This is a genomic window from Caloramator sp. E03, assembly GCF_006016075.1.
Taxonomy (GTDB): Bacteria; Bacillota; Clostridia; order Clostridiales; family Caloramatoraceae; genus Caloramator_B.
Window position 1 is genome coordinate 1,847,935 of record NZ_CP040093.1, and the last position, 17,976, is coordinate 1,865,910.

General features: G+C 35.0%; 33 protein-coding genes. 32 read left to right on the forward strand and 1 reads right to left on the reverse strand.

Going from position 1 to position 17,976, the window contains the following annotated elements:
* Positions 1-233: 233 nt before the first annotated feature.
* On the reverse strand, positions 234-1,946 hold the full coding sequence (locus FDN13_RS09070; protein WP_138979898.1) for an IS1634 family transposase: 1,713 nt from the start codon (positions 1,944-1,946) through the stop codon (positions 234-236).
* 489 nt (positions 1,947-2,435) lie between these two features.
* On the opposite strand from FDN13_RS09070, the gene rpsJ reads away from it, so the two are divergent.
* From rpsJ to rplQ, 32 genes are all read left to right on the forward strand, one after another.
* Positions 2,436-2,744, forward strand: a complete 309-nt coding sequence (gene rpsJ, locus FDN13_RS09075) for a 30S ribosomal protein S10 (RefSeq protein ID WP_078697681.1) — start codon at positions 2,436-2,438, stop codon at positions 2,742-2,744.
* 57 nt (positions 2,745-2,801) lie between these two features.
* A complete protein-coding gene (gene rplC / locus FDN13_RS09080) occupies positions 2,802-3,431 on the forward strand; it encodes a 50S ribosomal protein L3 (RefSeq protein WP_138979899.1) in 630 nt (209 codons plus the stop codon).
* A gap of 24 nt (positions 3,432-3,455) precedes the next feature.
* Positions 3,456-4,076, forward strand: a complete 621-nt coding sequence (rplD, locus tag FDN13_RS09085; RefSeq protein WP_138979900.1) for a 50S ribosomal protein L4 — start codon at positions 3,456-3,458, stop codon at positions 4,074-4,076.
* Positions 4,076-4,375, forward strand: a complete 300-nt coding sequence (gene rplW / locus FDN13_RS09090) for a 50S ribosomal protein L23 (protein WP_138979901.1) — start codon at positions 4,076-4,078, stop codon at positions 4,373-4,375. Before rplD ends, rplW begins: the two co-directional genes overlap by 1 nt.
* Positions 4,376-4,440: 65 nt before the next feature.
* The gene (gene rplB / locus FDN13_RS09095; protein WP_138979902.1) at positions 4,441-5,268 is read left to right on the forward strand and encodes a 50S ribosomal protein L2; all 828 of its coding nucleotides are present in this window, start codon (positions 4,441-4,443) and stop codon (positions 5,266-5,268) included.
* Positions 5,269-5,351: 83 nt separating this feature from the next.
* Positions 5,352-5,633: a 30S ribosomal protein S19 gene (gene rpsS, locus FDN13_RS09100; protein WP_138979903.1), complete on the forward strand. Its 282-nt coding sequence runs from the start codon at positions 5,352-5,354 to the stop codon at positions 5,631-5,633.
* 17 nt (positions 5,634-5,650) lie between these two features.
* Positions 5,651-5,986 carry a 50S ribosomal protein L22 gene (gene rplV, locus FDN13_RS09105; protein ID WP_138979904.1) on the forward strand — a complete coding sequence of 112 codons (336 nt, stop codon included), beginning with the start codon at positions 5,651-5,653 and terminating at the stop codon, positions 5,984-5,986.
* A gap of 22 nt (positions 5,987-6,008) precedes the next feature.
* Positions 6,009-6,695, forward strand: coding sequence for a 30S ribosomal protein S3 (gene rpsC, locus FDN13_RS09110; protein ID WP_138979905.1), 687 nt, complete (start codon positions 6,009-6,011; stop codon positions 6,693-6,695).
* Between the two features lie 25 nt (positions 6,696-6,720).
* On the forward strand, positions 6,721-7,164 hold the full coding sequence (rplP, locus tag FDN13_RS09115) for a 50S ribosomal protein L16 (protein WP_138979906.1): 444 nt from the start codon (positions 6,721-6,723) through the stop codon (positions 7,162-7,164).
* Positions 7,154-7,366 (forward strand): 50S ribosomal protein L29, encoded by a 213-nt coding sequence (rpmC, locus tag FDN13_RS09120; protein ID WP_138979907.1) that lies wholly within the window; start codon positions 7,154-7,156, stop codon positions 7,364-7,366. Before rplP ends, rpmC begins: the two co-directional genes overlap by 11 nt.
* A gap of 18 nt (positions 7,367-7,384) precedes the next feature.
* The gene (rpsQ, locus tag FDN13_RS09125; protein ID WP_138979908.1) at positions 7,385-7,639 is read left to right on the forward strand and encodes a 30S ribosomal protein S17; all 255 of its coding nucleotides are present in this window, start codon (positions 7,385-7,387) and stop codon (positions 7,637-7,639) included.
* Positions 7,640-7,665: 26 nt separating this feature from the next.
* Positions 7,666-8,034, forward strand: a complete 369-nt coding sequence (gene rplN, locus FDN13_RS09130) for a 50S ribosomal protein L14 (protein WP_138979909.1) — start codon at positions 7,666-7,668, stop codon at positions 8,032-8,034.
* Between the two features lie 18 nt (positions 8,035-8,052).
* Entirely contained in the window at positions 8,053-8,370 is a 318-nt protein-coding gene (gene rplX / locus FDN13_RS09135) for a 50S ribosomal protein L24 (RefSeq protein WP_138979910.1), read from the forward strand.
* A gap of 22 nt (positions 8,371-8,392) precedes the next feature.
* Entirely contained in the window at positions 8,393-8,935 is a 543-nt protein-coding gene (rplE, locus tag FDN13_RS09140) for a 50S ribosomal protein L5 (protein ID WP_138979911.1), read from the forward strand.
* A gap of 16 nt (positions 8,936-8,951) precedes the next feature.
* Positions 8,952-9,137: a type Z 30S ribosomal protein S14 gene (locus FDN13_RS09145; RefSeq protein ID WP_057977894.1), complete on the forward strand. Its 186-nt coding sequence runs from the start codon at positions 8,952-8,954 to the stop codon at positions 9,135-9,137.
* 29 nt (positions 9,138-9,166) lie between these two features.
* On the forward strand, positions 9,167-9,565 hold the full coding sequence (gene rpsH / locus FDN13_RS09150) for a 30S ribosomal protein S8 (protein WP_138979912.1): 399 nt from the start codon (positions 9,167-9,169) through the stop codon (positions 9,563-9,565).
* Positions 9,566-9,589: 24 nt separating this feature from the next.
* Complete coding sequence (gene rplF, locus FDN13_RS09155) at positions 9,590-10,132, forward strand: 50S ribosomal protein L6 (protein WP_138979913.1); 543 nt, start codon at positions 9,590-9,592, stop codon at positions 10,130-10,132.
* A gap of 19 nt (positions 10,133-10,151) precedes the next feature.
* Positions 10,152-10,520: a 50S ribosomal protein L18 gene (rplR, locus tag FDN13_RS09160; RefSeq protein ID WP_138979914.1), complete on the forward strand. Its 369-nt coding sequence runs from the start codon at positions 10,152-10,154 to the stop codon at positions 10,518-10,520.
* Between the two features lie 20 nt (positions 10,521-10,540).
* Positions 10,541-11,038 (forward strand): 30S ribosomal protein S5, encoded by a 498-nt coding sequence (rpsE, locus tag FDN13_RS09165; RefSeq protein WP_138979915.1) that lies wholly within the window; start codon positions 10,541-10,543, stop codon positions 11,036-11,038.
* A gap of 11 nt (positions 11,039-11,049) precedes the next feature.
* The gene (gene rpmD / locus FDN13_RS09170) at positions 11,050-11,229 is read left to right on the forward strand and encodes a 50S ribosomal protein L30 (protein ID WP_138979916.1); all 180 of its coding nucleotides are present in this window, start codon (positions 11,050-11,052) and stop codon (positions 11,227-11,229) included.
* 13 nt (positions 11,230-11,242) lie between these two features.
* Entirely contained in the window at positions 11,243-11,683 is a 441-nt protein-coding gene (gene rplO, locus FDN13_RS09175; RefSeq protein ID WP_138979917.1) for a 50S ribosomal protein L15, read from the forward strand.
* A 1-nt stretch (position 11,684) separates the two neighbouring features.
* Positions 11,685-12,959 carry a preprotein translocase subunit SecY gene (gene secY, locus FDN13_RS09180; RefSeq protein WP_138979918.1) on the forward strand — a complete coding sequence of 425 codons (1,275 nt, stop codon included), beginning with the start codon at positions 11,685-11,687 and terminating at the stop codon, positions 12,957-12,959.
* A gap of 29 nt (positions 12,960-12,988) precedes the next feature.
* Complete coding sequence (locus tag FDN13_RS09185; protein ID WP_138979919.1) at positions 12,989-13,642, forward strand: adenylate kinase; 654 nt, start codon at positions 12,989-12,991, stop codon at positions 13,640-13,642.
* Entirely contained in the window at positions 13,639-14,400 is a 762-nt protein-coding gene (gene map, locus FDN13_RS09190; protein ID WP_138979920.1) for a type I methionyl aminopeptidase, read from the forward strand. Before FDN13_RS09185 ends, map begins: the two co-directional genes overlap by 4 nt.
* 12 nt (positions 14,401-14,412) lie before the next feature.
* Complete coding sequence (locus FDN13_RS09195) at positions 14,413-14,688, forward strand: KOW domain-containing RNA-binding protein (RefSeq protein WP_138979921.1); 276 nt, start codon at positions 14,413-14,415, stop codon at positions 14,686-14,688.
* A 7-nt stretch (positions 14,689-14,695) separates the two neighbouring features.
* Entirely contained in the window at positions 14,696-14,914 is a 219-nt protein-coding gene (gene infA / locus FDN13_RS09200; RefSeq protein ID WP_138979922.1) for a translation initiation factor IF-1, read from the forward strand.
* 15 nt (positions 14,915-14,929) lie between these two features.
* Positions 14,930-15,043: a 50S ribosomal protein L36 gene (gene rpmJ, locus FDN13_RS09205; RefSeq protein ID WP_028971919.1), complete on the forward strand. Its 114-nt coding sequence runs from the start codon at positions 14,930-14,932 to the stop codon at positions 15,041-15,043.
* An 89-nt stretch (positions 15,044-15,132) separates the two neighbouring features.
* Entirely contained in the window at positions 15,133-15,501 is a 369-nt protein-coding gene (gene rpsM / locus FDN13_RS09210; RefSeq protein ID WP_138979923.1) for a 30S ribosomal protein S13, read from the forward strand.
* Between the two features lie 21 nt (positions 15,502-15,522).
* Positions 15,523-15,921: a 30S ribosomal protein S11 gene (gene rpsK / locus FDN13_RS09215; protein ID WP_138979924.1), complete on the forward strand. Its 399-nt coding sequence runs from the start codon at positions 15,523-15,525 to the stop codon at positions 15,919-15,921.
* A gap of 21 nt (positions 15,922-15,942) precedes the next feature.
* Positions 15,943-16,563, forward strand: coding sequence for a 30S ribosomal protein S4 (gene rpsD, locus FDN13_RS09220; protein ID WP_138979925.1), 621 nt, complete (start codon positions 15,943-15,945; stop codon positions 16,561-16,563).
* A gap of 64 nt (positions 16,564-16,627) precedes the next feature.
* A complete protein-coding gene (locus tag FDN13_RS09225; RefSeq protein ID WP_138979926.1) occupies positions 16,628-17,575 on the forward strand; it encodes a DNA-directed RNA polymerase subunit alpha in 948 nt (315 codons plus the stop codon).
* A gap of 13 nt (positions 17,576-17,588) precedes the next feature.
* Entirely contained in the window at positions 17,589-17,936 is a 348-nt protein-coding gene (gene rplQ / locus FDN13_RS09230; protein ID WP_138979927.1) for a 50S ribosomal protein L17, read from the forward strand.
* The last annotated feature ends 40 nt before the right edge of the window (positions 17,937-17,976 follow it).

The following is a 17,976-nucleotide window of genomic DNA, read 5'->3' on the forward strand; positions in this document are numbered from 1 at the left end:
AAAGTTGGCATCTGAATAAAGTGCTTTTTTCTATTTAAATAAAAATGTTGAGGTTTACCACCCCAACATTTATTATAGAACCTGTATTTTTACAATAAATTAATATATTGCTATTGTATTTTTTTAAATAATATCTCATCTTTGACAGTTGCGCGAAGCAAAAAGCCTGTAGAACCATTGAATATCAAGGGCTCTCAGACTTTTATACTTTTCAAAAAAGTGAACAATGTTTTTTATTTTTTCGTGTCTTTAAAAATTTTCTTCATTTGTTTCATATTAATTATTTGATAATCCGTTCTAAAGCCAAATTTGTCATGTAAATCATCTGTAAAATCGGTCCTTGTATATATTGGAATATAGCCCTCATTCTTAATCTCATAAAAATTCATTTCTCTAAGTCCTGATATAATATCGCTACACGTATATTTTTCTGAAAGCTTTTTTTCTAATAGCCTATATATCATCAGGGAAATGAAACAAGTTGTAAAATGCGCTTTTATTCTATCATCTCTTCTTAAATATACTGGTCTTGCCTTAAACTCTGATTTCATAATACGGAAGGACTCTTCTATTTCCCAACGCCTTCTATTAATTTTTATAATTGCGGCAGCATCATCACTTATATTTGTACATACTGCGTAAAAACCATCATACATTGCCTCTTGTGCTATTAAATCAGCATTAATGCTGTATAATTCTTTTTCAGCTACTTCACCGTCAGGTGTGCAGTGAGTCTTTGAAATAAAGCGTTTGTAATCATTAGCATTACATTTCTTCAATTTTGTAGGATTGGTATCAATAACCTCTTGAGCTCTCTCTATTTGGTTACCTCTTATAGTTCTTTGATAGTTTCTATATTTCAAGGAAAATGTTACAATAAGTTTTTGTTCAAGCCCGTCTTCTTTTATCCAGCGTTCCTTATAAAAAATTTTATTAATATCTGTTTCTTCGTCAATTTCGTTTAAATTATATACTTTGTCTGAATCGCTAAGATGCCATCCTTTGGGGTCTAACGCCCATTCTTTTAAATGTGATTTTAATTTTTTAATAGATTGTGTAGTAATAAAAGCTCGATTTTGTATATTATTAAATTTTCTGTTTGCTGTAGATGCAAGCCCTGCATCTGTACAAATGATAAATTTTGAAAGCCCAAATTCGGATATAATTTTTTGCTCTAAAGGTTTTAAAGTTACTTGTTCATTAGTATTACCTTTGTTTATACAAAATGCAAGGGGGATGCCGTCTCCATCCATGAAAAGTCCCATTTGAACAATTGGATTGGGTCTATGTTCCTTCGATACTCCATACTGTTTTAATCCTTCTTCCTGTTCAATTTCAAAGAAATAGTTGGTGCAGTCATAATAGAGAACTCCTTTATTACGATTGCAAACTTTAAGACTGTTCTTATATAATTCTGACTGAATAAAATCTGTTTCTTCTGAAATTACTTCTAAAGCTCTATAAATATGCTGAAGCTCAAAATCAGGCTGCTCAATAAATTTTTTTGATAGTTCGTATGTAGCAAGCTTAGATGATGGATAAATAATTCTTGCATAAATTAATCTTGATAGTATTGAATTTAGATTAAAATTAAATTTATGTTTATCCGAAATATTTTTACAGATATTTTGCAGCCCAAGCTCGTTATATATTTTTTGTAAAAACAAGTAACTACCATTAAAAGTATGCTGTTCGTCTTTGTTAATTTGTTTAACAGGCGAGTATTTTACTAATATTTCTCTTTTCTCTTCTTTTTCTTTTCTATTTAACTCTTCAACGTACCTCTTCCCCCATTCTATAGGGTCTTGTCCGTTTAGTTTTTTTAAAAGTTCATCATAAGTGCCAAGCTTCTCAACTACTTTTGAAGTACGATTGCCTTTTTCATAAACAGATTTAACTACGTATAAGGATGCTGCATTTTTTGATTTAACAATTTGTAATCTCATTTTTTCACATCTCTTCATATATTTATATCTATATTATAACACATTGTTACACATTGTGCACTATAAAAATTTAAAATTTGACAAAAAAATAAGCCTATATCAAGGCTTTAAGGCACTTTTTTTGTCTTGCAACTGTCAAAGACCCGAACAGTAGGTTCTGGCGTTGTTTCTAAGATTCTTGAGTAATAATCAGGGGAGGGTAATCCTCCCTTGTATTTTTACAATAAATTAATATATTGCTATTGTATTTTTTTAAATAATATTGTAAAATATAAGAGTTGTAAAGTGCTTGGACTGCGATGATGCAAGAGGTTGCCGTAATTCGGGGAATTCTTGCGGAGAATGTCCGGATCATAGAATCGGGCGACGAAGGTTCTGCACTATTTATGTTTGTGTTTAAAGCTAAGGATACACCCGGAATAGTGTACAGAACAGCTTTCGTCGTGCGTAGTAAAAATAAAGCGTGCGATGAAAAGGAGGGTAAGTTTTATGGCAAAACAAAAAATCAGAATTAAATTAAAAGCATTCGATCATAATTTACTTGATGCTTCAGCTCAAAAGATAGTTGAAACTGCGAAAAAGACTGGTGCTAATGTTTCAGGTCCAGTTCCACTACCAACAGAAAAGGATGTAGTTACAATCTTAAGAGCTGTTCACAAGTATAAGGATTCAAGAGAACAGTTTGAAATAAGAACACATAAGAGACTTATTGACATATTGAATCCAACTCAAAAGACGGTTGATTCATTAATGAAGCTTGATTTGCCAGCTGGCGTAGATATTGAAATCAAATTATAATCACTTATTATGAATGCAGTTAATGCATTCCGCTAATAATTTGAGGAGGTGCACAATATGAAAAAGGCTATCGTTGGAAGAAAATTAGGAATGACACAGATTTTTAATGAAGAAGGAAAGGTTGTTCCAGTAACAGTTATTGAAGCAGGCCCTAATATTGTTATTCAAAAGAAAACAGTTGAAACAGATGGATATAATGCTGTTAAAATAGGGTTTGGTGATATAAGAGAGAAGCTTTTAAATAAACCCGTTAAAGGTCAGTTTGAAAAGGCCAATGTAAAGTATAAGAGGTTTATAAAAGAATTAAGGCTTGATGATATATCTGGTCTTGAGGTTGGAAGTGAGATAAAAGCAGATGTATTTCAGGCAGGAGACAAAGTTGATGTTACAGGCACATCAAAAGGAAAAGGGTTCCAAGGCGTTATAAAGAGATGGAATGCCAACAGAGGACCAATGTCTCACGGTTCAAAATATCACAGAGCTGTAGGTTCAATGGGTGCGTCATCATTCCCATCAAGAACCTTCAAGAATAAGAAAATGCCAGGACATATGGGAAATGCTAAGTCTACAATATTAAATCTTGAAGTTGTTAAAGTTGATGCGGAAAGAAATTTAATACTTATTAAAGGAGCAGTTCCAGGACCAAAGAAAGGCTTAGTAATTATCAGAGATTCCGTTAAGGCTTAATTTTGGTGGAAAGGAGGATGTAAAATGCCTAAAGTAGCTTTATATAATATGAATGCACAGCAGGTTGGAGAGATAGAACTTTCCGATGCGATATTTGGTGTTGAAGTTAATAAAGAAGCAATGCATCAGGTTGTTAAGATGCAGCTTGCAAATAAGAGACAGGGTACACAATCAGCATTAACAAGAGCTGAGGTTAGTGGAGGTGGCATAAAGCCATGGAGACAGAAGGGAACAGGTAGAGCAAGACAAGGTTCTATAAGAGCGCCTCAGTGGACTCATGGAGGAGTTGTATTTGCTCCAAAGCCAAGAGATTACAGTTATACAGTACCAAAGAAAATTAAAAGACTTGCATTAAAGTCAGCATTATCATCAAAGGTTCAAGAAAATCAAATTATAGTTCTTGATGAACTTAAACTTGATGTTCCTAAAACAAAAGTTATAGCTGAAATGCTTGAAAAATTCAATGCTTGCAAAACTTTAATTGTTGTTAAAGATTCAGATGAAGTTTTATACAAATCTGTTAGGAATATTGAAGGTGCTCATATACTTCCAGTAAATAATTTAAACGTATATGACATATTAAAGTACGAGAAGTTTATAATAACAAAAGATGCAGCTTCTAAAGTTGAGGAGGTGTACGCATAATGAAACTTACAAATTATGATATAATTCTAAGGCCAGTAATAACAGAAAAATCTATGGCTCAAATGTCAGATAGGCAATACACCTTCTTGGTTCATAAAGATGCCAACAAGTCAATGATTAAGAAAGCTGTAGAAGAAATATTTGGAGTAAATGTTGAAGATGTTAAAACATTGAACTATGAAGGCAAAGTTAAGAGAGTCGGAGTTCATGTTGGAAGAAGAGCTGACTATAAAAAGGCTATTGTAAAGCTTACTGCAAACAGCAAATCTATAGAGTTCTTTGAGGGATTTAATGCATAATTTAGATAGATAAAAAGCTGTTATTGACGATATGTCAGATAAGCGTAGAAAAGGAGGGAACAGTAATGGGTATAAAACAATATAAACCAACTTCTCCTGGAAGAAGAGGTATGTCAGTATTAACCTTTGAAGAAATAACTAAAAAGGAACCTGAAAAATCATTAGTTATAACACTAAAAAAGAATTCCGGAAGAAACTCTTATGGAAGAATAACTGTTCGCCACAGAGGTGGTGGAGCTAAGATAAAATATAGAATTATAGATTTTAAGAGAGATAAGGATGGTATTCCTGCAAAGGTTACTGCAATAGAATATGATCCAAATAGAACAGCATTTATAGCACTTTTAACTTACGTTGATGGTGAAAAGAGATATATAATAGCACCAGATACTTTAAAAGTTGGAGATACAGTAATATCAGGTGAAACAGCAGATATTAAAGTTGGTAATGCATTACCTTTAAAGAATATCCCTGTTGGTACTATGATACACAACATTGAGCTTTATCCTGGAAAAGGAGGCCAGCTTGTAAGAGCTGCTGGTGGTGCTGCACAGCTTATGGCAAAAGAAGGAGACTATGCACAGGTTAGACTTCCAAGCGGTGAAGTTAGATTAGTAAGACTTGATTGTAAAGCCACTATTGGTATAGTAGGAAACTTAAATTACGAACTTATCAATTGGGGTAAAGCAGGTAGAATAAGACATAAAGGTATAAGACCTACAGTTAGAGGTTCTGTAATGAACCCAGTTGACCATCCACACGGTGGTGGTGAAGGTAAGTCACCAATAGGACATCCAGGACCACTTACTCCATGGGGTAAACCAACTCTTGGATATAAGACAAGAAAACATCATAAGTATTCAGATAAGTTTATAGTAAAGAGAAGAAAGTAGTAAGGGGGCAGGAGGCATAGGCTACTATGTACTCTGCTTCCTAATGTATAAACCTTTATGTAGTATGAAGGGAGGCATATAAATTGAGTAGATCAATAAAAAAGGGACCGTTTGTACAGGAAGCTCTCATGAAGAAAATAGTTGAAATGAATAAAACTGGTGAAAAGAGAGTTATAAAGACATGGTCAAGAAGTTCAACTATATTTCCACAAATGGTAGGGCATACAATAGCAGTTTATGATGGAAGAAAACATGTTCCGGTTTATATAACTGAAGACATGATTGGACATAAGCTTGGAGAATTTGCTCCTACAAGAACTTTCAAAGGACATGATGATACAGAAAAGTCATCTAAAGTAAAGTGATGAAAGGAGGCCCTAAAATGGAAGCTAGAGCACATGCTAAATATATTAGAATGTCGCCAAGAAAGGTTAAGGTAGTTCTTGACCTTATAAGGGGTAAGAACGTAGGCGAAGCTATGGCTATTTTAAAACATACACCAAGAGCGGCAGCTACAGTTGTTATGAAGCTTTTAAAGTCTGCTATGGCTAATGCTGAAAATAATCATAAGATGGATGTTTCAAAATTATATGTTGCAGAAACTTATGCAAATCAAGGTCCATCATTAAAAAGGTTTCAACCACATGCTCAGGGAAGAGCATTTAGAATATTAAAGAGAACTAGCCATATAACAGTGGTTCTTAAGGAAAGAGCATAACCTAAAGAAGGAGGGTTAAAGCGTGGGACAAAAAGTAAATCCACATGGACTAAGAGTTGGAATAATTAAAGACTGGGACGCTAAATGGTATGCAAAGGATAAAGACTTTGCAGACTTACTTATCGAAGATAATAAGATAAGAGAATATATAAAAGAAAAGCTTTATGTAGCAGGTATTTCAAGAATTGTTATTGAAAGAACTTCAAACAGAGTTAAGATAAATATTTATACTGCAAAGCCTGGAATAATCATTGGAAAAGGTGGAGCAGGAGTTGAAGAATTAAAGAAAGAAATCGAAAAGCTTACAAAGAAGAATATTGTTATAAATATTGTTGAAATAAAGAATCCAGAAATAGATGCTCAGCTTGTTGCAGAAAACATTGCACAACAACTTGAAAAGAGAGTTGCTTTTAGAAAGGCAATGAAGCAGGCAATATCAAGAGCTATGAGATTTGGCGTTAAAGGTGTTAAAACATCTGTTGCTGGAAGATTAGGCGGAGCTGAAATTGCAAGAACAGAACAATATCATGAAGGTACTATACCACTACAGACTTTAAGAGCTGATATTGATTATGGATTTGCAGAAGCACATACTACTTATGGTAAGCTCGGAGTTAAGGTTTGGATATATAAAGGAGAAGTTTTACCAAAGAAAAAAGATAATAAAGATAGTGCTGCAACTGTAGAGAATGAGGCAGCAAATATATAGCTGTTACAGGAAGGAGGAACACATCATGTTAATGCCTAAAAGAGTAAAGCATCGTAAGGTTATGCGTGGTAGAATGAAAGGAAAGGCAACAAGAGGTAATTTTCTTGCTTATGGAGATTTTGGACTTATGGCATTAGAGCCAGCCTGGGTTAAGAGTAACCAGATTGAAGCTGCCAGAATAGCTATTAACAGATATATAAAAAGAGGCGGAAAGCTTTGGATAAAGATATTCCCTGATAAACCAGTTACCCAAAAACCAGCTGAAACACGTATGGGTTCAGGTAAGGGTTCACCAGAGTACTGGGTAGCAGTTGTGAAGCCAGGCAGAGTACTTTTTGAACTTTCAGGTGTTAGCGAAGAAGTTGCAAGGGAGGCAATGAGACTTGCTTCATACAAACTTCCTGTTAAGACTAAGTTTGTAACCAGGAAGGACTTCGAGGAAATGGGTGGTGAAGTAAATGAAGGCTAATGAATTAAATACATTAAGAGAAAATACAACAGCAGAACTTCAAAAGAAAGTTGGAGAGCTTAAAGCTGAGCTTTTTAATTTAAGATTCCAACTTGCAACTGGTCAGCTTGAAAATCCAATGAGAATAAGAGAAGTTAAGAAATCCATAGCTCAATTAAAAACTGTTATTAGGGAAAAAGAGCTAAAGGCTGCTCAAAAGTAATGAAGGGAGGTTAGGCCTGTGGAGAGAGGACATAAGAAAGTTAGAATTGGAAAAGTTGTGTCGGATAAAATGCAAAAAACTATTGTTGTTGCTGTTGAAACAAAGGTTAGCCATCCTTTATATGGTAAAACCGTTAATAGAACAACAAAGTTTAAAGCTCATGATGAGAATAATGATGCTAAAATTGGTGATATAGTAAAGATTATGGAAACAAGGCCCCTTAGCAAAGATAAAAGATGGAGACTTGTTGAAATTATTGAGAGAGCTAAATAACATGGCTATCGAAAGGAGGGTTTAGGATGATTCAGCAGCAAACTATACTTAAAGTTGCAGATAATTCCGGTGCAAAGGAAATAATGTGCATTCGTGTATTAGGTGGATCATTAAGAAAGTATGGTAATATTGGCGATATAATAGTAGCTAGTGTTAAGAGTGCAACACCCGGAGGTGTTGTTAAAAAGGGAGACGTTGTAAAGGCTGTAATTGTAAGATCAGTTAAAGGCTTAAGAAGAGCTGATGGTTCATATATAAAATTTGATGAAAACGCAGCTGTTATAATAAAGGATGATAAAACTCCAAGAGGTACAAGAATATTTGGACCTGTAGCAAGGGAACTTAGAGATAAGGAATTTACAAAAATTCTTTCACTTGCACCTGAAGTACTATAACCAGGGAGGTGACGTTTAATGAATAAGTTACACGTTAAAAGAGGAGATACTGTAGTTGTAATTTCCGGTAAAGATAAGGATAAAAAAGGCGAAGTTTTAGTTGCTATGCCTAAAGAAGGAAAAGTAATAGTTAAAGGTGTTAATATAGTTACAAAACATCAAAAACCAAATGCAAGAAATAGAGAAGGTGGTATAATCCATCAGGAAGCTCCTATTCATGCATCAAATGTTATGTTGTATTGCAAGAATTGCAACAAACCAACAAGGATTTCATATAAAATACTTGAAAATGGAGCTAAGGTAAGGGTATGCAAGCACTGTAATGAGACATTCTAAACCATGAAAGGAGGTTTACTAAATGATACCAAGACTTAAAGAGAAATACGAAAAAGAAGTAGTACCAGCTCTACTTGAGAGGTTTAATTATAAAAGCGTCATGGAGGTTCCAAAACTTGAAAAGATAATTTTAAATATGGGAGTAGGCGATGCAAAGGATAATCCAAAGCTCCTTGATGCTGCAGTTAATGATATGACGGTTATTGCTGGACAGAAGGCTGTTGTAACAAGAGCAAAGAAAGCTGTTTCAAACTTTAAAATAAGAGCAGGAATGGCAATAGGATGTAAAGTTACTTTAAGAGGAGCAAAGATGTATGAATTTGCTGATAAGCTTTTTAACGTTGCTCTTCCAAGGGTAAGAGACTTTAAAGGTGTTTCAACTAAATCTTTTGACGGAAGAGGAAACTATTCCCTTGGTATTAAGGAACAGCTTATATTCCCTGAAATCGAATATGATAAGGTTGAGAAAGTAAGAGGTATGGATATAATTTTCGTTACTACAGCAAAGACAGATGAAGAAGCAAAGGAACTATTAAGGCTTCTTGGTATGCCTTTTGCACAGTAATAAAGGAGGGAAAATTGTGGCGCGCAAAGCAATGATTGAAAAATGGAAGAGAGAACCAAAATTCTCAACAAGAGCCTATACAAGATGCAGAATCTGTGGTAGACCACATGCAGTGCTTAGAAAATATGGAATTTGCAGAATATGCTTTAGAGAACTTGCATACAAAGGTGAAATTCCAGGATGCAAGAAGGCAAGTTGGTAATTAGGTTAAAATGAAAGGAGGCAGTAATTATGGTTATGACTGACCCAATTGCTGATATGCTAACACGTATCAGAAATGCAAATATAGTAAGGCGGGAAACTGTTGAGGTGCCATCCTCAAAGATGAAAAAGGCGATTGCTGACATAATGCTAAATGAAGGATATTTAAGTAGTGTAGAGGAATATTTAGATGGTTCAGTTCCTATGTTAAAACTTTCATTAAAGTATGGTTTAAATAAAGAAAGAGTTATAACTGGACTAAAGAGAATATCAAAACCAGGACTTAGAGTATATGTTGAGAAGGATAATATACCAAAAGTACTTGGAGGACTTGGAATAGCAATAATTTCAACATCAAAGGGAGTAATGACTGATAGAGAAGCAAGAAAGCTTGGAATAGGTGGAGAAGTTATCTGTTATATTTGGTAATAACGATTGATAGGAGGTGCAAGCATGTCAAGATTAGGTAGACTTCCGGTTGTTCTTCCTCAAGGAGTTACAGTTAACATTGATGCAAATAATGTTGTTACTGTAAAAGGACCTAAGGGTACACTTACAAAAGGAATGAGCAAGGTTATAAATATAAAGGTTGAAGATGGAAAAGTAGTTGTAACAAGACCAAATGATGAAAAAGAAGTTAGAGCTCTTCATGGACTTACAAGAGCTTTAATTAAGAATATGGTAATTGGTGTTACAGAAGGTTATCAAAAGACATTAGAATTAGTTGGTGTAGGATATAAAGCAGCTAAACAAGGTAAAAAGCTTGTTTTAAATGTTGGATATTCTCATCCAGTTGAAATAGATCCTGTAGAAGGGATAGAATTTGATGTTCCTGCTCCAACTCAAGTAGTTGTTAAAGGAATCAATAAGGAATTGGTTGGTCAGGTGGCAGCAGTTGTTAGAAGCGTAAGAGAGCCAGAACCATATAAGGGTAAAGGTATTAAATATATCGATGAAGTTATAAGACGTAAGGAAGGTAAGACTGGTAAGAAATAATGGAAGGGAGTGAGCTTGAATGATCAATAAGCCATCCAAGAATGAAAAAAGACAAATAAGGCATCTTAGAGTTCGTAAAAAGGTTTATGGCACTAGTGAGAGACCAAGATTAAGCGTATATAGAAGTGAAAAGCATATATATGCGCAAATTATAAATGATGACTTGGCAAATACTTTAGTTTCAGCATCCTCACTTGATAAGGAATTAAGGGATAAAATAAGTGTGGGAAGCAACAAAGAAGCTGCAAAAGCAGTTGGCGAATTAATTGCTAAAAAGGCCCTCGAAAAAGGAATAAAACAGGTTGTTTTTGATAGAAGTGGATATATATATCATGGAAGAGTTAAGGAACTTGCAGAAGCTGCAAGACAGGCTGGACTTGATTTTTAATAAGAGAAGGAGGGAAATAGATGAGAATCGATCCTAGCAAGCTAGACCTTAAGGAAAAGGTTGTATATATAAATAGAGTTGCTAAGGTTGTTAAAGGTGGTAAGAACTTCAGATTTAGCGCTCTGGTCGTAGTTGGAGATGGAAAAGGATATGTTGGTGTAGGAATGGGAAAAGCTGCTGAAGTTCCTGAAGCAATAAGAAAGGGAATAGAAGATGCAAAGAAAAACCTTATTAAGGTTGCATTACTTGAAAATACAATTCCGCATGAAATAGTAGGAGAATACGGTGCAGGGAAAGTACTTATAATGCCAGCAAAAGAAGGTACTGGAGTTATAGCAGGTGGTCCTGTACGTGATGTTCTTGAACTTGCTGGAATAAAGGATGTTAGAGCTAAGTCTTTAGGTTCTAACAATGCAAGAAACATGGTAAACGCAACTATGGACGGTCTTTCAAAGCTTAGAACTGCTGAAGAGATTGCAAAGCTTAGAGGAAAGACTGTTGATGAGATACTAGGTTAGGGGGGAGTACCATGGCAAAGATAAAAGTTACGCTTATAAAGAGCACAATTGGAAGAAAGAAGGACCACATTGCAACTGTTAAAGCTCTTGGACTTAAAAAAATAGGTAGCACAGTTGAACATGAGGAAACTCCTGAAGTAATGGGAATGATAAATAAGGTTAACTACATGTTAAAAGTTGAAAGAGTTTAAGGGAGGTGTTGAAATGAAACTTCATGAATTAAGACCAGCTCCCGGAACAAATAAGGAGCCTAAGAGAAAAGGTAGAGGAAGTGCTGCTGGACTTGGAAAATCAGCAGGTAGAGGTCAAAAAGGTGCAGGTGCACGTTCAGGTGGAGGAAAAGGTCCAGGATTTGAAGGAGGTCAGATGCCACTTCAAAGACGACTTCCAAAGAGAGGTTTTACAAATATATTTGCAAAGGAATATGCAGAAGTTAATATAGATATTTTAAATAAGTTTGATAATGGAGCTGAAATCACCCCAGAACTTCTTAAGAAGCATGGAATTGTTAAAAATGTTGTGGACGGTGTAAAGATACTTGGGAATGGAGAGCTAAAAAAGAGCTTAATTGTAAAAGCCCACAAATTTACAAAGTCAGCTGCTGAAAAGATTGAAGCTGCTGGAGGTAAAGTAGAGGTGATTTAACATGTTTAAAACCTTACGTAATGCCTGGAAAATACAAGACTTAAGAAAAAAGATAATCATCACATTGTTGCTGCTTGCAGTTTATAGAGTTGGTATATTCATTCCAGTACCTGGAATAAGGACAGATGTAATAAAACAAATGGTTGATACAGGAATGCTCTTTGGATTCCTTGATATAATATCAGGCGGTGCCTTTAGAGATTTTAGCATTTTTGCTATGGGCATCGTTCCATATATTAACTCATCAATTATAGTTAGTTTGCTTACAATTGCAATTCCAAGCCTTGAGCAACTTTCAAAAGAAGGCGAGGAAGGAAGAAAGAAGATACAGGAATATATTAGATATGGAGCAGTACTCTTTGGATTACTGCAAGCTTTTAGTATAGCGATGTATTTAAGAAATAACGGGGCACTTGTTAGTGAATCATGGTACCTGTTTATATTGATAATAATAACAGTTGTTGCAGGTTCCACTTTTGTAATGTGGCTTGGTGAAAAAATAACTGAGTATGGAATAGGTAATGGTTCATCTATTATAATCTTTGCAGGTATACTTGCTAGAATGCCTGCAATAGGAAATCAGATAGTAACCCTAATAAAAGGTGGTACTGTAAATATTATTGAAGTTGTTCTTCTTTTAGCTTTTGCTGTTGCGATAATTACAGCCGTTGTTTTAATGGATCTTGCTGAAAGAAGGATTCCTGTTCAATATGCTCAAAGAAGAGTTGGAATTAAGACTTACGGAGGGCAAAGCACCCATATACCAATAAACGTAAATTCTGCAGGTGTTATTGCAATAATCTTTGCAATATCATTTATGCAGTTTCCACTAATTATAACACAGCTCTTTTTAGACCCAACAAACCCATGGCGTCAGGTATTTGAATCGGGTTGGCTAAGTTCCAAAAAGCCTATATACCCAATAATATATGCTATACTTGTTATCTTCTTTACATGGTTCTATACTTTAATTACCTTCAAACCTGATGAAGTTGCTTCAAACCTTCAAAAAAGTGGTGGCTTTATACCAGGACTACGCCCTGGAAAGCCTACAGAAGATTATCTTACAAAAGTCGTTACAAGGATGACAGTAATAGGGGGTATATTTGCAGCGATAATTGCTGTTATACCAATCATTATTGCACAAGCAACTAAGTTTGGTAATCTTCAGTTTGGAGGTACTGCAGTACTGATTGTTGTCGGAGTTGCAATGGAAATTAATAAACAGATAAAAGCGCAACTTGTGATGAGACATTATGAAGGATTTTTAAAGTAAGATTAAATTGAAAGTGGAGATGAGTGGGTATGAATATAGTTCTTCTTGGGCCTCCAGGTGCAGGTAAGGGAACGCAGGCAAAACAGATAGCAGAAAAGTTTAATATACCACATATTTCAACTGGTGATATTTTTAGAAAGAATATAAAAGAAAAAACCCCCCTTGGAATTACTGCTAAAGAATATATAGATAAAGGTTATCTTGTTCCTGATGAGATAACTATTGCGATAGTTGAAGATAGATTAAAGCAGGATGATTGCCTTGATGGATTTTTGCTTGATGGTTTTCCAAGGACGATAGAACAGGCGGATGCCCTTGATAGTGTTTTATTATCAATAAATAAAAAACTTGAATATGTAATTGATATTCAAGTTTCTGAGGATGAATTGATTAAAAGGCTTACAGGAAGAAGAATATGCACTGCCTGCGGTGCAAGTTATCATATAATCTTTAATCCTCCTAAACAAGAGGGAATATGTGATATTTGTAATGCTAAATTAGTTCAAAGACCTGATGATAGCATAGAAACCGTAAAGAATAGGTTAGATGTATATAAAAAACAAACAGAACCGCTTATTAATTATTACAAAGATAAGCAAATATATTATGGTATTAATGGCCAACAAGATATACAGAAAGTTTTTAGTGATATCTGCAGCGTGTTAGGGAGCGGTAATAAATGATATATATTAAATCAGATAATGAAATAGAGAATATGCGGAAATCAGGCAGGATCGTGGCAGAAACTTTGGCAAAATTAGAAGAGGTAATTAAACCTGGAATTACAACTAAAGAGCTCGATAGGATTGCAGAAGAATATATAATAAGCTGTGGAGCCCGTCCTTCCTTTAAAGGATATTACGGGTTTCCAGCGACTCTTTGTACCTCAATTAATGAAGAAGTTGTTCACGGTATTCCTAAAGACAGAGTACTTCAGGAAGGAGATATTATTAGTGTAGACTGTGGAGCTTATTATAATGGTTTCCATGGTGATGCAGCAAGAACGTTTCCTGTGGGTAAGATATCCTCAGAAGTACAAAAACTAATAGATGTTACCAGGGAAAGCTTTTTTGAAGGAATAAAGTATGCAATAGTTGGGAATAGAATAGGTGATATATCTAATGCGATACAAACTTATGTAGAATCCTTTGGCTTTTCAGTTGTAAGGGATTACGTGGGGCATGGTATTGGAAAGAAAATGCATGAAGAACCTCCAGTGCCTAACTATGGTAAGTCCGGTAGAGGCCCTAAACTATTAAAAGGCATGACACTTGCAATAGAGCCTATGGTCAATATGGGCACCTTTGCAGTTAAAGAAAGATTTGATGGATGTTCTGAAATTATGACAGTAATAACTTATGATGGTAAGCCATCAGCTCATTATGAAAATACTATTGTAATACTTGATAATGGTCCAGAAATTCTGACGATTTTAAAATGAGGTGAATTTGCTATGGATGTGGCCCTGGGACAGATAGTGCATTCTAAAGCAGGAAGAGATAAAGGTAAATATTTTGTAGTTGTTGGCATTGTGGATAGTAACTATGTGCTTATAGCCGACGGAGATTTAAGAAAAATAAATAACCCAAAGAAGAAAAAATTAATGCATCTTGTTTGCCATGACAAATTTGCAGAAGATATAAGAGAGAAACTTTTAGAAGGCAAACGTATTAATGATGCAGATATTAGAAAAAGTCTGCAATCAATGGGTTTATTTAAGGAGGTTTGATTACCTTATGTCAAAGGACGATGTTATTGAATTACAAGGAACAGTAATTGAGGCTTTACCAAATGCGATGTTTCAGGTAGAATTAGAAAACGGACATAAAATTCTTGCACATATTTCAGGAAAACTTAGAATGAACTTTATAAAAATACTTCCAGGCGATAAAGTTACAGTTGAAATATCACCTTATGATTTATCTCGTGGAAGAATTATTTGGAGAGCAAAGTGATAAGGAGGGATAACCATGAAGGTTAGGCCATCAGTAAAACCGATATGTGAAAAATGCAAAATTATAAAGAGACATGGTAGAGTAATGGTTATATGTGAAAACCCAAAGCATAAACAAAAGCAGGGTTAATAAAGGCGGCTGCACTGAAGGCTTCTTCGGTGATAATGAATATAAATAATTTACAGTAACTTGAAGATTACAGGAGGTGTAAAAACTCAATGGCAAGAATTGCTGGTGTTGACTTACCAAGAGAGAAGAGGGTAGAAATAGCTCTCACTTATATATACGGCATAGGCAGACCAAGTGCAAATAAGATATTAAAGGAAACTGGAGTAAATCCTGATACAAGGGTAAAGAATCTTACAGAAGATGAAATTGCAAAGCTTAGAGATTACATTGATAAGAATTATACTGTAGAGGGAGACTTAAGAAGAGAAGTTGCTCTTAACATTAAAAGATTAATGGAAATTGGTTGCTATAGAGGATTAAGACATAGAAGAGGATTACCAGTTCGTGGTCAAAGAACAAAAACTAATGCAAGAACAAGAAAAGGACCAAGAAGAGCAATTGGCGGCAAGAAAAAGTAATAGATTTAAGGAGGGACAAGAATGGCAGCTCAAGCAAAGGGCAAAAAAGTGAGAAAAAAGAGAGAACGTAAAAATGTTGATCGTGGAGCAGCACATATTAAGTCCACATTTAACAATACAATAGTAACAATAACTGATACTGCAGGAAATGCTATTGCATGGTCAAGTGCTGGAGGACTTGGTTTTAGAGGTTCAAGAAAGAGCACACCATTTGCTGCACAGATGGCAGCTGAAACTGCAGCTAAGGTTGCAATAGATCATGGAATGAAAACAGTAGAAGTATATGTTAAAGGTCCCGGATCAGGTAGAGAAGCAGCTATTAGAGCTCTTCAAGCTGCTGGTCTTGAAGTTAGCCTTATAAAGGATGTTACCCCAATTCCTCATAATGGCTGCAGACCACCAAAGAGAAGAAGAGTCTAATTGATTGGAGGTGCAAATTAGATGGCAAGATATACAGGACCAAGCTGTAAACTTTGCAGAAGAGAAGGTGTAAAGCTTTATCTAAAAGGAGATAGGTGCTATTCAGAAAAATGTGCAATTGCAAGGAGAGCTTATGCGCCAGGACAGCATGGGCAAAATAGAAAGAAATTAACAAACTATGGATTACAGCTTAGAGAAAAACAAAAGGCAAAGAGAATATATGGGGTACTCGAATCACAGTTTAGAAGGTATTATGAAGAAGCAGACAGATTAAAAGGAATTACAGGTGAAAACCTTTTAAGACTTCTTGAATTAAGGCTTGATAATGTTGTTTTCAGACTTGGATTTGCAAATTCAAGAACTGAAGCAAGACAGCTTGTAAGACATAGCCACTTTACAGTTAACGGTAAGAAGGTTAATATCCCATCATACCAGGTAAAAGTTGGTGATGTCATTGCTCTTAAAGATAAGAGCAGAGATAGTGAAAAGTTTAAAGCAATTGCAGAGGTAGCTACAAGTGTACCAAAGTGGCTTACTGTAGATAAGGATAAGATGGAAGGTCAAGTTATAGCACTTCCACAAAGAGAAGATATAGATATTCCAGTTAATGAAACATTGATTGTTGAGTTGTATAGTAAATAATTAATTGGTAGAATCAGTTGCCCTCGTTATATATGTAAATGTAAAAAAAGGAGGGTTAGTATAAATGTTTGAAATTGAAAAGCCAAAAGTTGAATGCATAGAAAAAAGTGAAGATGGAACATACGGTAAGTTTGTCATAGAACCTCTTGAAAGAGGATATGGAATAACTCTTGGCAATGCTTTAAGGAGGATACTTTTATCCTCTCTGCCTGGGGCAGCGGTAACTTCAGTAAAAATTGATGGAGTGCTTCATGAGTTTTCAACTGTTCCAGGGGTTAAAGAAGATGCAGTAGAAATAATTCTTAACCTAAAAGGGCTTGCAATAAAATATGAAGATCAAGAGCCAAAAACTGCGATTATTGATGTAACAGGTCCTGCTAAGGTTACTGGAAAGGATATACGTACTGATGGGAGTATAGAAATTATTAATAAAGACCATGAAATAGCTACTGTCAGTGAAGGTGGAAGGCTTTATATGGAAATGGTAATTGACAGAGGAAGAGGCTATGTTCCATCAGACAGAAATAAAGAACCTAACCAGGCTATAGGAGTTATTCCGGTAGATTCAATTTATACACCTGTTAAAAGAGTAAACTACTATGTAGAAAATACACGTGTTGGGCAAATTACTGATTACGATAAGTTAACTCTTGAGATTTGGACTAATGGAACAATTGCTCCAGATGAGGCTATAAGTCTTTCAGCAAAAATTTTAATTGAACATTTTAAGCTATTTCTTAGCCTTACTGATCGTGCTGATTCAGTTGAAATTATGGTTGAAAAAGAAGATGAGAAAAAAGACAAAGTACTTGATATGACTATAGAGGAACTTGACTTGTCTGTAAGATCTTATAACTGCTTAAAACGTGCAGGTATTAATACAGTTCAAGAGCTTGTTCAAAAGACAGAAGAAGATATGATGAAAGTTAGAAACCTTGGTAAGAAATCATTAGAAGAGGTTGAACAAAAACTTCAGGCTCTTGGATTAAGCTTAAAGAAAAATGACGAATAAGGAGGGATATTAAGTGGCAGGACATCGTAAACTAGGACGTCCAACTGATCAGAGAAAAGCTATGTTAAGAAACCTTGTAACAAGCTTTTTTAAATCAGAGGATGGTAGAATAATTACAACTGAAATGAGAGCTAAGGAAGTTAGAAGCATTGCTGAAAAGATGATAACCCTTGCAAAAAGGGGAGATCTTCATGCAAGAAGGCAAGTTCTTTCTTTTATAACAGAAGAAGAAGTTGTAAATAAATTATTTAATGACACAGCAAAAAGATATCAAGAAAGAAATGGTGGATATACAAGGATAGTTAAAATAGGACCAAGAAGAGGAGATGCAGCAGAGACTGTAATCCTTGAACTTGTATAAAATATGTGGGATTAAGTGAAGCATGCTAATACTTAATCCC